General features: G+C 72.4%; 12 protein-coding genes. All 12 read right to left on the bottom strand.

Features of this window, described 5'->3' with window-relative positions:
* Nucleotides 1-442 precede the first annotated feature (442 nt).
* Nucleotides 443-1,294 carry an ESX secretion-associated protein EspG gene (locus BUE43_RS08400; protein ID WP_073480786.1) on the bottom strand — a complete coding sequence of 284 codons (852 nt, stop codon included), beginning with the start codon at nucleotides 1,292-1,294 and terminating at the stop codon, nucleotides 443-445.
* The gene (locus BUE43_RS08395) at nucleotides 1,291-1,644 is read right to left on the bottom strand and encodes a hypothetical protein (RefSeq protein WP_073480785.1); all 354 of its coding nucleotides are present in this window, start codon (nucleotides 1,642-1,644) and stop codon (nucleotides 1,291-1,293) included. Before BUE43_RS08395 ends, BUE43_RS08400 begins: the two co-directional genes overlap by 4 nt.
* 13 nt (nucleotides 1,645-1,657) lie before the next feature.
* The gene (locus tag BUE43_RS08390) at nucleotides 1,658-2,851 is read right to left on the bottom strand and encodes a WXG100 family type VII secretion target (protein ID WP_073480784.1); all 1,194 of its coding nucleotides are present in this window, start codon (nucleotides 2,849-2,851) and stop codon (nucleotides 1,658-1,660) included.
* 259 nt (nucleotides 2,852-3,110) lie between these two features.
* The gene (locus tag BUE43_RS08385; RefSeq protein ID WP_073480783.1) at nucleotides 3,111-4,370 is read right to left on the bottom strand and encodes a glycosyltransferase family 4 protein; all 1,260 of its coding nucleotides are present in this window, start codon (nucleotides 4,368-4,370) and stop codon (nucleotides 3,111-3,113) included.
* A 127-nt stretch (nucleotides 4,371-4,497) separates the two neighbouring features.
* On the bottom strand, nucleotides 4,498-4,923 hold the full coding sequence (locus BUE43_RS08380; protein ID WP_073480782.1) for a hypothetical protein: 426 nt from the start codon (nucleotides 4,921-4,923) through the stop codon (nucleotides 4,498-4,500).
* Nucleotides 4,924-4,943: 20 nt separating this feature from the next.
* Nucleotides 4,944-6,194, bottom strand: a complete 1,251-nt coding sequence (locus tag BUE43_RS08375; RefSeq protein WP_073480781.1) for a DegT/DnrJ/EryC1/StrS family aminotransferase — start codon at nucleotides 6,192-6,194, stop codon at nucleotides 4,944-4,946.
* Complete coding sequence (locus BUE43_RS08370; RefSeq protein WP_073480780.1) at nucleotides 6,191-6,970, bottom strand: PIG-L deacetylase family protein; 780 nt, start codon at nucleotides 6,968-6,970, stop codon at nucleotides 6,191-6,193. Before BUE43_RS08370 ends, BUE43_RS08375 begins: the two co-directional genes overlap by 4 nt.
* Nucleotides 6,961-8,205: a glycosyltransferase family 4 protein gene (locus BUE43_RS08365; RefSeq protein ID WP_073480779.1), complete on the bottom strand. Its 1,245-nt coding sequence runs from the start codon at nucleotides 8,203-8,205 to the stop codon at nucleotides 6,961-6,963. Before BUE43_RS08365 ends, BUE43_RS08370 begins: the two co-directional genes overlap by 10 nt.
* A gap of 40 nt (nucleotides 8,206-8,245) precedes the next feature.
* Nucleotides 8,246-9,331, bottom strand: coding sequence for a Gfo/Idh/MocA family protein (locus BUE43_RS08360; protein WP_073480778.1), 1,086 nt, complete (start codon nucleotides 9,329-9,331; stop codon nucleotides 8,246-8,248).
* The gene (locus BUE43_RS08355) at nucleotides 9,328-10,488 is read right to left on the bottom strand and encodes a 2-deoxy-scyllo-inosose synthase (RefSeq protein ID WP_073480777.1); all 1,161 of its coding nucleotides are present in this window, start codon (nucleotides 10,486-10,488) and stop codon (nucleotides 9,328-9,330) included. The genes BUE43_RS08360 and BUE43_RS08355 overlap by 4 nt, the downstream gene beginning before the upstream one ends.
* Nucleotides 10,489-10,517: 29 nt before the next feature.
* A complete protein-coding gene (locus tag BUE43_RS08350) occupies nucleotides 10,518-11,792 on the bottom strand; it encodes a DegT/DnrJ/EryC1/StrS aminotransferase family protein (protein ID WP_073480776.1) in 1,275 nt (424 codons plus the stop codon).
* Between the two features lie 110 nt (nucleotides 11,793-11,902).
* Nucleotides 11,903-13,615 (bottom strand): carbamoyltransferase family protein, encoded by a 1,713-nt coding sequence (locus BUE43_RS08345; protein ID WP_073480775.1) that lies wholly within the window; start codon nucleotides 13,613-13,615, stop codon nucleotides 11,903-11,905.
* Nucleotides 13,616-13,645: the final 30 nt, after the last annotated feature.

Genomic DNA, 13,645 nt, shown 5'->3' with positions numbered 1-13,645 from the left:
CGGAGCTCGCCGGATCACCGGTGTCTACGCAGGAGGCCAGCGGCTCACGCAGCGGGCACGGCGAACCAGGTGTTCATGCTGCCGGGTGCCTTCTGGGGCGGGGTGATCATCGGGATCTACCTGGCCCGCGGTGGTCGGGGCAGCCGTTGTCGGTGGTGCTGGCCCGGGCAACGTCAACGACGGCAGCATGTTCGCGTGGGTCCTGGCCGTTGTGCGCATCCCCCGGGATCAGCCCAGGAGGCCCATGTAGTCGGGCGCGCAGAGCGGTCGATGCGGGAGTTGCCGTGGCGGCGGGAGCGGCCGGGCCGAGCCTTGCTCCTTCCTCACGCCTCAGCGAACACGAAGCGACGCGATCAGTCCATTGAGGACAAATTGGACAGAAGCCGCGTCGAGCGAACGCCGCCGACCGACGCGACCTCCGTCCTCTTAAGGGAACCTCTCGTCAGCGTCGGCGGAGCAGACCCACCAGATCTCGGACGCGCCGGCGCATGTCCTCTCCGGACAGTGGGTTGACGCTCGCCCAGCCGGCGCCGTCCTGACCGGGCTCCTCGCTGACGCGGTGGCGGCCGCGCGGGGTGTCGACCCAGCTCAGCTCCTGGCCGATCCGCACGTCGTCGACGTCGTCGACGTCGACCCCGTCCTGGTCGCCCGGCGCGCTGGCTCCGATCTGCCCCGTGCACTGCACCGGTTGCAGGGTGGCCACGACGCGGCGCAGGACGCGGTCGTCCACCCCGTTGTCCCGCAACAACGCGGACAACCGCTCGTCGTCGAGCGGTTGTCCGCCGGACTCCACCTGATCCTCGATCGCCTTCTCGGCGATCCGGAGGGCGCGCAGCGGCACCGTGAACGGGATGACGCTGGCCGCGTCCCTGGCCGGGACCAGGCGAAGCACGGCGTCCACCACGTGGTCGGTGGGCAGGCGGCGCAGCCGGACCAGTTCCTCGGGGTCGTCGGACCGCTGGACCGCGAGGAGCGCGTCGTCGCCCCGCGTCAGGGCGGCCACGCGCACAGCGAGGTTCTCCTGGTACAGCACCATGTCCAGCGCGCCGGTCCGGTCCCGCAGGAGGCCGACCAGGTCGGCCGCGAGTCCGGTCGGCCCGGTGTCGTCGGCCAGGTCCCGGGCCTCCAGCGTTCGACGCACCTCCCGGAACACCACCGCGCGCTCGGCGTCCGAGGTCCCGCTGGCGGGGATCTCCAGCGGGAACGGGGCTTCGACCTCGGCGTACGCGCACAGCAGGTCGACCTCGTACGGGTGCAGGTGGGCGCGGTCGCTGCCCAGTGCCGTGGTGCTCATGTCGTCCGCAGGGAGTCGGCGGCGGTGGTGTCCTCGTGGGTGTAGCGGGCGGCGCTGCTCTCGGCGCTCTCGATGAACTCGTTCATCCGGCCCAGTGCCACCGCGAGCTGTTCGAGCAGACCCTCGGTTCCGCCCAGCCGGTCGGTGAACTTGTCGGTCAGGGCGAGCCCGACCGGGCTGGTGCCCATCCTGGGTTGGTTGGCCGGGTTCATCAGTTCCTCGGCGTCGGCCCGCAGCGCCTCGAAGTCCGCCCGCACCTGCGCGACGGCCTGGGCGAACGCCCTGACCCGCTCGGGTTCCACCTGCCAGCCACCGGACAGCGGCATCGAGTTGGAGTTCTCCACGTCCATGTCCCAATCCCCCTCAGCCGCCGATGACCGGCGGGGCGGTCTTCTCGTCGACCTCGAACAGGTCGTCCTCGAACGGGAACCGCCGCCGGTGTTCCTTGTCCTCCTCGTCCCGGCGCTGCGCGCCGGTCGTCGCCCACGGCATCCCAGCGGCGCCGGCCCCGGGGCGCGCGGTGCGCAGGGCGTCGCGGCCGGCCGGGCCGAACCCGCCGAGGGGCAGGCCGCCGATCGGCAACGCTCCGGTGCCCAGGCCCGCGCCCGGCCGCGCACCGCCGCCACCACTACCCCCGAGGCCGAACTTCTGACCGTCGAGACCGAATCCGGAGCCGGAGCCGTAGCCGCTCGTCAGGGCGCTCCACCGACCGTCCGGACTGGACGCGAAGGAGGGGATCGTCGACACGGAGCCCGAATCGCCACGGGAACCGGTGCGGCTCGGCGTCGTTCCGCCGGGCGACCCGGGAACCCGGGGCAGCACCGGGATGGTCGGCAGCCGTCCCACGCCGTCGCCCGGCTGGCGCGGTCCCAGTCCGCCGCCGTCGCCGCCGGTCCCCTTCCCGGGTCCTCGGAAGGCCGGGGTGGAGTTGTCCACGCCGACGGCCGCGCTCTCGAACCGCTGCATGGTCTGCACGGCCCAGCGCTTGAGCTTGCGCTTCTTGCTCCGCCCGCCGAACACGCTGCCGATGCCGCCGAGGACCGCGCCGATCCCGGCCCCGATCGGTCCGCCGAAGGCCATGCCGGCGGCGGCACCGCCCGCCAGGGACGCCCAGTTGAAACCACCGGGTGGCGCGGGCATCTGCTGCTGGGCCGCCCGCAACGCGCCGGCGGCGTCGTCGATCGGCCTGGCCATCTGGGTGGTCGTCGCCCCGAGCTCGGACAGCCAGGACGCGTTGCGCAGCACCGTGTTCGTCGCCTCGTCCGCCGCACTACCCGACCAGTACCGCATCAGACCGGCCAGGGACTGCCGCAGCTCCTCGGCACGCCGCTCGATGTCGACGCCCTGCCGCCGCCAGGTGTCCGCGACGGACTCGACCTGCCCGGGTTCGGCGTTCTGCCACACCATCTTGAACAGGGCCTTGTGGCTGTAACCGTCCCAGTGCGTACCAGCGGTCACGTACTGGTCGTCGGCGCGTGCGTGTTTGCGCGCCTCGGCCACGTTGGCCGCGAACGCTTTGGCCGCGTCGGTGACGATCCTGAAGAGACCTCCGAACAATCCACCCAATGCTCCGCCAGTGCCCGTCTCCACGGCACTCCCCATCTACTCTCGTCCGCCCCGGGGCAGCCGGAGGGCGTCCGCTGAGTGCAAGTTAGGTGCTGCCGTTGCGTCCCACTACGCCCTTGTGTCGATTGGCGTCCGAATTGCGTCCGTTCGCCACAGTCCTGCTCCGTCCGGCGTAGCAACGGACCTCGATCCGGTACGCCGCTCGGACATGGCGAATGCCACGGCCCGGCCGTGCCCGCTGAGCTGATGACTATCCCTGACCACGGCTGGAGCGGAGTGTGGCCGTGCCGGCGAGAACGCGTTCGTAGTGCGCGATCACCCGGCGCGCGACAGCACCGCCGTCGAACTGGTCGGTCAGCCACGACCGGCCTGCCGCGACCTGCGCGCGGTAGATGTGCGGATCGTCGAGCACAGCCCGAACCGCCGTGGCGAGCGCCGACACGTCCGAGGGCGGCACGAGCAGTGACGGCGTCACGTGGCCGACGGTGTCCCGCAGCCCGCCCACGGCGTAGGCGACCACCGGGGTGCCGGCGAGCATCGCCTCCAGCGCACTCCCGCCGAGTTCCTCGTGGCGTGACGGCATGACCAGGGCGTCCAACCCGGCCATCACCGTCGGAATGTCGTGGTGGGGCAGGAAACCGGTGAACCGGAAGCGTTCCACCAGACCGGCGGCGGCGACCTCCTCGCGCATTCGTCCGCTCTGCGGCCCGTCCCCCACCACGAGGAAGGTCACGGGTCGGGCGGCCAGCTCCCTGGCCAGGCGCACGAAGTCCGGCCAGCCCTTCTCGTGCGCGACGCGGCCGACGTAGCCGACGACCCGGTGCCCGGCGGGCACACCGAGTCGTGCGAGGAGATCGCGCGCGGCCGAGCCGTCCACAGTGGATTCTGTGTCCACCGCGTCGGGAACCACCTCGATGTCGGCCCGGTCCACCGCGAGCGCGGAGGCGACCACGGCGGCCGTGCGGTCGGTGAGGGTCGACACACCGGACGCGCGGCGCAGCGCCCACTTCTCCGCGGCGACGACCAGTCGGTGCTGGAGCTGGTCGACCCGGGACATCGGCTGGTACACCGACAGACGCGAGCAGTGCAGGGTCACGCAGTAGGGCGCGCCGAGGACGCGGGACGCGGCCGGCCCAGCCAGCAACGCCCAGAGCTGCCCGTCGGCGTGCACGTGGATCAGGTCCGGCCGCCAGGTCGCGCGGAGCCGGACGCACTCGGCCAGCGCGGCGACCAGCCACGCCTGGTTGAGGCCGACCAGGCCGGTCAGCTCGGACCGCAACCGGGGCAGCGGCGCCCTGGTGATCCGCACGACCAGGTTCGGCGCGTCGACCCGAACCCGGGGCAGGCCGGGAAAACCGAGCGTGAGCACCTGCTGCCGCACGCCCCTTCCGGCCAGCTCGCGGGAGAGTCGCAGGATCTGCGACTGCATCCCGCCGACCGCGTCGAACTCGGCCGGCCACGAGGTGACGCAGTCGTGGTGGAAGAAGGGAGTGAGTCGGAGAACGCGCATCGGTCCACGTCCCATCTGGCGCCGGGCGTGTCGGCGCCGGTCCAGGAAGGAGTGGGCGGCGGGGTGCGGGCGTGGGCGACGCCCGCACCCCGGGGGCACGGCGGCCGGTCGTGCGGCGGACCGCGCGTCAGGCGCCGGGCGGAGCCGCCTGTCGTCGCCGACGTTCCTCGTCCGCCGCCTCGCGGAGGGCGAAGGTGGTCGCGACGACCGCGGCCCTGGCGCTGTCGACGGCCCGCTGGATCTCGTCGGTCCGTCGGCTCCGGGAACCGGTGGCCCCGGGCGCTGTGCCGTTCCCGCGGCCCGCCCCGGTGTGGACGGCCACCACCTGCGCGGCGGCCTCGACCGCCACCACGCTCGCCGCCCCCAGCGGGTCCCACTGGTCGGCGTGGGCGCGCACCAGGGCCAGCGCCCTGTGCAACAGGTCCACGGCGTCGTGGAGGTCGCCGCCAGCGGGACGGGCGCCGTGGTGATCGCCGTCGTGGTGATCGCCGTCGTGGTGATCGCCGTCGTGGTGCGCGGGTTCGGTCCGGAGATCCTGTCTGGTCGGGTTCACAGCGCCTCCGTGCGGTCGGATCAGCGCAGGGCGTCGACGTTGCGGCGGACCTTCGCCACGGCCTCCAGGATCTGGTCGACGTCCGAGGCCGGGCCGGTGAGCAGGGAGTGGTGCACCCACACCGACTCGTCGAAGGCGGCCCGTTCCGAGACCGGGAGGTGGAAGTCCTCCGGTCCGAGGTGGTCGCCGTAGCGGTCCCGGATCATCGGCCAGTCCTGGGCGCTGACGGTGAACAGCGAATCGCGGTGCAGCGGCGGGTAGAAGGTGATTCCCTCGAACTCGACGCCCTCGGCGAGCAGGGCCTCCAGCACCCGGTCGCGGTGCACGCCGCCCCACTGCTCGGCGTCGAACCGGTAGAGCACCTCGTAGTACTGGCGGCGGGTCACCCGCGGGTCGTCGTCGCCGACCGGCGTGAAGCCGCCGATCTCGGTCAGCCCCTTGGTCAGCAGCTCCACATTGGACTTGCGCCGGGCGTGCAGCTCGTCGTGCTGCTCGACCTGCCCGACGAGGAAGGCCGCCTGCAGGTCGGTGCCCCGGTTGTTCCAACCGAGCATGCGGCCCTCGAACGAGTCGTACCCCTCCTCCTTGCGCCCGCAGTTGACCAGCGACATGGCCCGGTGGTGGGTGGTTTCCTCCCGGCTGACCAGGAACCCGCCCTCCCCGGAGGTCATGATCTTGCTGCTCTCGAAGCTGAAGCTGCCCGCGTCGCCGTGGGTTCCGACGCACTGGCCGCGCCACTCGGCGAAGTGCGCGTGGGCGCAGTCCTCCAGCACGACCAGGTCGTGCTTCCTGGCGATGGCCAGCAACGCGTCGAGGTCGGCGATCTGGTTGCCCAGGTGTACCGGCACGATGGCCCTGGTGCGCGGGGTGATCGCGGCCTCCACCGCCGCCGGGTCGACGCACCAGGTGTTCGGGTCGATGTCCACGAGCACCGGCACGGCGTTGATGTGCACGATGGCGGCCGCCGTGCCCATCCAGGTGTAGCCGGTGGTGATCACCTCGTCACCGGCGTGCACGCCCAGGGCGCGCAGGGCCACGGACAGGCTCACCGTGCCGTTGGCGAGGAACACGCCGTGCCGGGCGCCGAGCCGGCCGCAGAACAGCTCGGCGAACTCCCGGTGGGCGCGGTTGGGGAAGGGGATGCCGCCGAGGTTGCCGGACTCCACCACCTCCCGGATGCGCTCCAGGTCCCGCTCGCGGAAGCGCGGGCCCTCCGGGAAGGGCTCCGTGCGCACCGGTGTGCCGCCGAACAACGCGAGTTCCGAGGTCACTTGTCCTCCAGGTCGACCGGGGTGGGATGGGAGGGGGCCGGTTCGCCCAGCCCGAGATCGTGGGCGAGGTGCGGGGCGAGGTCGGGCGACGACCACAGGCGTTCGGTCGCCGTGCCTCCGCCGTCGGGGCGGTAGCCGAGGATGTCCTCGATGTCGCCGTCGCTCATCTGCGAGCGGTAGCAGGTGAGGCCGGCGCGTTTGGCCGGGAGGTGGGGTGTGATGTCCACCAGCGACGGACACAGTGGACGATCGTCAGCGGGTGACCGTGGTGTCGGCACGGTTGTTTCGAGCGCGTACGGCAGATCCTCGTACCACAGGCAGGGAGTCGCGCCGAGCGCGTTGTCCACCGCGTGGCGCACCAACCGGTGGTCGACGTGCCCGCCGACGGCCAGTGGCGCCACGACCACGGTGCTGCCGGTGACCGCTTCGGCCACCCATCTGTCCACAGTGGATCGTCGTGGGTCGGTGTCCGTGGGGGCCACCAGTTCTCGTTCGTCGTCCATGCCCAGGCATGAGCAGTCGCGGAGCCCGAGCGCGGAGTACCGCAACTCCTGGTACCGGGCGAAGCGCAGGTCCTCGGCCAGCCGGAGCCGGCTCACCGCGTCCTCGCCCCGCACGTCCGCCTCCGCGAGGGGCGCGTAGACGCTGCGGGTGAACACGGTGACCAGGTCCAGCCACCAACCGGCGGCGCGCAGCCGCGGCCCGACCTGGTTCAGCCATCCCCCGACGGACAGCGCGATGTCGTCGGGGTGCGGGGCGATGAGGGTCAGACGCATACGCCCAACTCCCCGTAGATCTCGGTGAGCTGGTCCGCCGCCGTGGAAAGCGAGTACATCGCCGAGGGCAGTGGCGCGGCGGTCTCGGCGATGCGGTGGCGCATCGCCGGGTCGTCGAGCAGCAGTTCGATGGCGTCGGCCATCTTGGGGGTGTCGAACGGCGGGACCAGCAGCCCGGTGCTGCCGTGCTCGATGAGCTTGTGCACCCCGTTGACGTCGTGCGCGACGATCGGCCGGCGCATGCTCATGCACTCCAGGATCACGACGCCGAGCTCCTCGTACCGCGAGGGCAGGACCACCAGTTCGGACAGCGCCATCACCGACGGGATCAGCTCGTGCGGCAGGAAACCGGTGACCGTGAAGCGATCGGCGATGCCCCGGTCGGCCGCCAGTTTCTCGATGTCCTGACGGGTCGGGCCGTCCCCGGCGACCAGGAACTGGCAGTCCCGGCCCCGGCGGCGCAGCTCGGCGGCGGCCTCGACGAAGAACTCCACGCCCTTCTCGGACGAGATCCGCCCCACGTAGAGCACGACGGGCCGGTCGAGGTCCAGGCCGAACCGCCGCACGATCTCGGCCCGGCGTTCCTCGGTGTCGTCCTCGGCGAACCGGTCGGTGGCGAGGTAGGCGAGGCGGTGGACGCGCCGGGGGTCGATCACGGCGGCCTCGCGCATCTCGGCGCGGGCCTTCTCGGTCAGCATCAGCACCGCGGCCGACCGCTGGACGGCGAACCGCTCCGCCCACTTGGCGAACGGGTCGGTGAGCCGCTCGTACAGCGTGGTCGGGTGCTGGCTGAGGAACCGGCTGGAGTGGATCTGCGCCACCAGCGGGACGCCGAGCGCCCGCGCGGCCAGCCACCCGTAGAACGGCGCGGAGCCGGAGCCGTCGCAGTGCGCGTGCAGGACGGCGATCTCCCGCCGCAGCCGCTCGCGGTGCCGCAGCACCCACAGCAGGCTTCCCTTGGCCCACGCGCCGACCAGCCCGAAGTAACCCTCCAACTGGGACGGGATGGGCAGCACGGGTAATCGTCGCGCGTGGACGGTGACGTTCCGGGCGATGGTCAGGTCGCGGGGAACGCCGGGCGGCGCCATGGTGAGCACGCGGTGCGGCAGGCCCCGCCCCGCCATCTCCTCCACGAGAGCCCGCACCAGCAGGTGCATTCCGCCCATGGAGTCGTAGCGCGGCTCCCAGCACTCCTGGAACTCGGAGTAGAGGAAGAACGGGGTGAGCGTGAGCACGCCTCTGGGTCGCTGGCCCGTCCCGGCTCTCGGACCGTCCTCAGTGGACACGGTCGCCTCCCGGCACGGCGTCGGGTAACGGCAGCCCGTTCGGCGTCGAGGTCAGCTCGACCGTGCGACCGGTGGCCGCGCTCTCCTCGGCCGCCGCCAGAATCCGCGACGAGACCCACGCCTCGGCCGGGGAGTGGGGCAGCGGCACGCTGTCGAGGACCGCCTCGACGACGGCGTGGTCCTGGTGCACGTAGCCGCTGGCGCGCACCCACTCCCACTCGGGCCGGACCCACCCCTTGTTCGGCTCCCACACACTGGCGAAACCCCGCTCGGAGAAGGCGTCCACGCCCATCCCCGTCCACAGGTCGGCCCCGGCCCTGCCGGTGGTGCCGAGCACCTCGGTCGTGATCTCCTCACCACCGGGGCAGGCCCAGGAGATGTCGCACTGGCCCAGCGCGCCGTCGGCGAACTCCAGCAACAGCACGGCCTGGTCCTCGACGGGGCCGTCAGGACGCCGCACGCGTTGGCTCCGGGCCGTGACGGCGCGAACCTCGGCGCCACCCAGCAGCCAGCGGCAGATCTCCACGGCGTGGCAACCGAGATCGAGCAGCACTCCCCCACCGGCGAGCGCCGGGTCCAGGCACCACCCGGAGTCCGGTCCCGCGTTGCGCACGACGACCCGGGCCAGGTGGGGCGTGCCGAACGCCTCCGCGTCGGCGACCAGTTCCCGAACCCGGCGGAACTTGGGGCTCTGCACGAAGTTGCTGCCGTGCGCCAGCACCAGGCCGCGCTCGGTGGCCAGCCGCAGCAGCCCGTGGATCTCGTCCGGGGTGAGGGCGAGGGGTTTCTCGACCAACACGTGTCGGCCGGCCCGCAACGCCCGGGCCGCCTGGTCGGCGTGCAGCGCGTTCGGGGTCGTCACCACCACCAGGCCGACCCGGTCGTCGGCCAGGACGCGGTCGAGGTCGTCGGTGACCGTCGGAACGGCGAACCGCCCGGCCAACTCCTGGGCGGCCCGTTGGTCGAGGTCGCAGACCGCGACGAGCTGGGCACGCGGGTGCGCGGCGAGCACTTCGGCGTGGACACCGCCCATGAACCCGGCGCCCACCACGGCGACTCCCAGCGGCGCGCTCACGACGCACCCCCCGCGGTGGCGACGGACGCGCCGACGCGCGACGGGACACCGGCCAGTTCCCGCACGACCTCGTCGACCAGGGCTCTGGGCACCGGTGTCAGTGGCAGGCCGTCGCGGCGCAGCGGTTGGCCAGCGCCCTCCAGCAGGACCATCGCGTACTGGTCGGCGGCGAGGGACTGGTACCCCCGCTTGTTGTCGAAGCCGAGCCGGTAGGTGATCTCCTGGTGCGGAACGCTGGTCGGCACGGTCGTCGCGACGCCGACCTTGCTCACCAACTCCCGGTGCAGCTCCGCGAAACCGGCGTCGACGTGCCCGAGGCGGTGCGAAACCCGGGCGGCGGCGACCATTCCCAGCCCGACGCCGGCGCCGTGCGACACCGCGCCGTGCGAGGCGTGTTCCAGGGCGTGGCCGACGGTGTGGCCGTACTCCAGGACCAGGCCCTCCCGCCGCTCGTACTTGTCGTGCTCGGTGACCTGGGCCTTCGCCGCGATGCTCTCGTCGATCATCCAGCGCAGGACGTCGTCGGCGTAGCGGCCGTCGGGTCGCAGCTCGGCGGCCAGGAAGGAGATCATGCTGGGCCGGATCGCCAACGCGTTCTTCACGACCTCGCACAGCCCCGACCGGATCTCCCTGACCGGCAGGGTGTTCAGCACCGCGGTGTCGGCGAGCACCTCGACCGGCGGGTAGAAGGTGCCGACGAGGTTCTTGCCCACCTGGGCGTTGACGGCCTGTTTCAACGACAGCACCGAGTCGAGCATCGCCACGACCGTGGTCGGCACGTGCACCAGGCGAATCCCGCGGAACAGCAGGGCGGCGAGCAGACCGGCGATGTTCCCGGTGACACCGCCGCCCAGCGCGACGACCAGTCCCCGCCGGTCGACTCCGGCGTGGAGAGCGGCGTCGGCGAGGGTGTTCAGCGTGCCGAGCCCCTTGTGCTCCTCCCCCGCCGGGTGCACCAGGACGGTGGCCGGCCCGGCCGCGCGGTTCAGGCGTGCGACGAGGTCATTCCCGTACAGCTCGGCGACGGTCGCGTCGCACAGCACGAGGTAGTGGCTGGCGCCCAGCTCGCCCAGCCGGTCGACGACCGCGTCGACGCAGCCGGTGCCGAGCCGGTACGGGTAGTGGACGTCTCCCATGGTGATGGTGGTGGTCTGCATCTGCACTCCCCAAGGTCCGGTGCGGGCGCTCAAGCCCGCAGCTCCCCGCGGTGCCGCAGCACCTTGGCGACGGCGGTGGCGATGTCGCGCACGTCGGACTCGTCGCCGAGCAACGCGGCGTGGTGGAAGGTGATCAGGCGGCGGGTGAGCCGCTCGCACACCGGCAGGTGGAACCGGCCGGGGTCGATCCGCTTCTCGTGCTCGTCGCCGAGCGCGAACCGGCGGCGGGAGGCCGGCGCGTAGAGCCGGTTGGTGTGCAGTGGCGCGTAGGCCGGTGAGATCGGGAAGCCCAGCTCGGCGGTGAGCGCCCCGGTCACGGCGGCGATCGGGACGTCGGTCAGCGCGTCGTCGGGCAGGGCGGCGGCGTAGACGTAGTACGTGCGGCTGGTGGTGCCTGGCGAGCTGTCCTGCGGCCGCAGCCCCTGCTCTGCGAGAAGCTCGTTGAGCAGCAGGGCGTTGCGACGGCGCAGGGCGTTCTGCTCGTCGAGTTCCCTGAGCTGCTCGACGAGCACGGCGGCCTGGAACTCCGACAGGCACCGGTTGCTGCCCATCAGCTCCCCGGTCTCGACCAGTTCCATGTGTCCGGGCGCGGGCGCGGCGGCGGGATAGCAGCGGCCGTCGGCGCGCAGGTGTTCCATCCTGCGGGCCAGCGCGGCGGAGTCGGTGATCGCGGCTCCGCCCTCCCCGCTGGTGAGCACCTTGCTGTGCTGCATGCTGAACGTCCCGATGTCGCCGACCGAGCCGACCTTACGGCCGCGGTGTTCGGCGCCGTGGGCCTGGGCGCAGTCCTCGATCAGCGGCAGGCCGTGCCGGTCGGCGACCGCGCGCAGCGCGTCCAGGTCGGCCACCGCGGAGTACAGGTGCACGACGACGATCGCCCTGGTGGCAGGCGTGATCGCCGCCTCGACCGCGGCCGGGTCCAGGCACAGGGTCGCGGGGTCGATGTCGACGAGGACCGGGACGGCGTTGACGCCGACGATGGTGGAGGCCGAGGCCACCCAGGACAGTCCGGGGGCGATGACCTCGTCGCCGACGCCAACGCCGCAGGCTTCCAGCGCGAGCATGAGGCTGGCGGTGCCGCTGGCCGCGGGGACGCAGTGCGCGACCCCGTTGTAGGCGGCGAAGGTCCTGGCGAAGCGGCGCTCGGCCGACTCGGCGCCCCGGTAGGGGCCGCTGATCGCCCAGCGTCCGGAGTGGAGCACGCGTTCCAGCGCGCCGAGCGCGCCCCGGGCCGGCTGGGGCCAGACCGGCCAGGGCCGGGTGCGCACCGGGGTTCCGTTGTTGATCGCGAGGTGGACGGGCATGGTCGACGATCCCTTCCTCTGCGGGCGTGCGGGGGCGGCCGCGGTGGTCGACCGGAGGGGCACTTCGGTGACCGGCGTCGGGATGTCCACTGTGGACGGACGGGCCCTGGCTAGTGGCGGAGGTCCCTGGTCACCAGGTACGGGCCGACGGCCAGGGCGTCGATCGGCAGGCGGGCGAAGGTGAGCAGGGCGTCGGCCGGCGACGAGACGATGGGTTCGCCCCGGTCGTTGAAGGAGGTGTTGAGGCAGACCGGGTCGCCGACCAGGTCGCCGAGCTCGGTGAGCATCCGGTGGTAGCGCGGGTTCCCGGCCTCGGTCACGGTCTGCGGGCGGGTCGACCAGTCCTCGTGCACCACCGACGGCAGGCGCTCGGCGTAGGCCGCGCGCACCTTCGTCGTCATGATCATGTAGGGGAAGTCGGCGTCGACCTCCAGCACCTGGTCGCTGACCGAGCGCAGCATGCTGGGGGCGAACGGACGCCACCACTCCCGGTCCTTGACCCGCAGGTTGATGTGGTCGCGCATGGTCGGGGAGTGCGCGGAGCCCAGCAGGCTGCGCTGGCCCAACGCCCTCGGGCCGACCTCGGCCCTGCCCTGCGCCCAGCCCACCACCTTGCCGTCGGCGACGAGCGTGGCGACCTCCCGCTCCAGGTTGGCCGGCTCCCGGTAGGACAGGCCGGTGCGGTCGAGCGCGGCCCGCACGTGGTCCGGGGAGAACTCCGGTCCCCAGGCGGCGGTGTCGCCCATGGGCGCGATGCGGTCGCCGAGCTCGACGGCGACCACCGCCGCCGCGCCGAGGCTCACGCCGATGTCGCTGGCCACCGGGGGAACGAACACGTGGTCCACAGTGGACCGCGTCAGCAGCTTGCCGTTCAGGGTCGCGTTGAGACCGACACCGCCTGCGACGAACAGACTGCGCTCTCCCGTGCGGGAGAGCACCGAGTCGGCCAGCCCGAACACCGCGCGCTCCAACGCCGCCTGGGCGGTGGCCGCCAGATCCCGGTACTCGTAGGGGTCCCGTCGCGTGTCCCGCACGACCCGCCCCTTGGCGGGGTCGTAGCGGTGGACGAACTCGTTGGGGGGCAAGCGATACGTCCGCTCCAGGTGCGCGAACCACGCCCGCTGCGTCAGGTAGTACTCGTCCCAGTCCTCCGGGTCCCGCGCGTCCGGGTCGAGCAGGCCGAGCCGGTAACCGTCCGGCTCGAAGGCGAAGGTGGACATCGTCTCGTCCGCCGCGGTCCCGTGCGCGGCCAGTCCCATGAGCTTGCCGGGGTTCTCGCCGCCCAGGCCGGTGTACTCGCTGACCGACTCGTAGAAGAAGCCCAGGGACCACGCACCGGGGACGGTGTCCAGCACGGTGATCTTCCCGCCCTCGGCCCGGGCCAGGGTGACGCACTCCTCCTCGCCCTCGCCGTCCACGATCAGCACCGCGCCGTGGTCGACGCCGGAGAAGTGGTAGGCGCTGGCCGCGTGCGCCACGTGGTGCTGGACGAAGTGCAGCGGCGGGTCGGTGCGCCGGGGGAAGAGGTGCCGGGGCAACAGGATGTCCAGCGCCTCGCTGTCCGAGTGCGGCCAGCCGCCCAGCCGCTCGCGGTACATCCTGGGCAGGTCCCAGCCGAAGGCCACGGCGTCCAGGTCGTCCACGGTCAGGCCCGCCTGGGCCAGGCAGAACGCCGCCGCCTGCGCGGGAGCCGTGTCGTACCCGTGCTTCTTCCTGGTGAACCGCTCCTCCTCGGCGAACGCCGTGATCCGGCCGTCGACGAGCAGGGCCGCCGACGCGTCGTGGAAGTCGCGGGGCCAGCCGTTCAGTCCGAGGACACGCATGTCTCCACCTCCGGTGGCACAGGGGGATCT

It is taken from the genome of Streptoalloteichus hindustanus (genome assembly GCF_900129375.1).
GTDB classification, from domain to species: Bacteria; Actinomycetota; Actinomycetes; order Mycobacteriales; family Pseudonocardiaceae; genus Streptoalloteichus; species Streptoalloteichus hindustanus.
The sequence above is the reverse complement of the archived record's forward strand: the minus strand, read 5'-3'. Positions and strand labels throughout refer to the sequence as shown.

Coding starts and splice junctions, on each gene's coding strand:
- BUE43_RS08400 (WP_073480786.1), bottom strand. CDS start 1,294: ATGAGCACCACGGCACTGGGCAGCGACCGCGCCCACCTGCACCCGTAC.
- BUE43_RS08395 (WP_073480785.1), bottom strand. CDS start 1,644: ATGGACGTGGAGAACTCCAACTCGATGCCGCTGTCCGGTGGCTGGCAG.
- BUE43_RS08385 (WP_073480783.1), bottom strand. CDS start 4,370: ATGCGCGTTCTCCGACTCACTCCCTTCTTCCACCACGACTGCGTCACC.
- BUE43_RS08370 (WP_073480780.1), bottom strand. CDS start 6,970: ATGCGTCTGACCCTCATCGCCCCGCACCCCGACGACATCGCGCTGTCC.
- BUE43_RS08355 (WP_073480777.1), bottom strand. CDS start 10,488: ATGCAGACCACCACCATCACCATGGGAGACGTCCACTACCCGTACCGG.
- BUE43_RS08350 (WP_073480776.1), bottom strand. CDS start 11,792: ATGCCCGTCCACCTCGCGATCAACAACGGAACCCCGGTGCGCACCCGG.
- BUE43_RS08345 (WP_073480775.1), bottom strand. CDS start 13,615: ATGCGTGTCCTCGGACTGAACGGCTGGCCCCGCGACTTCCACGACGCG.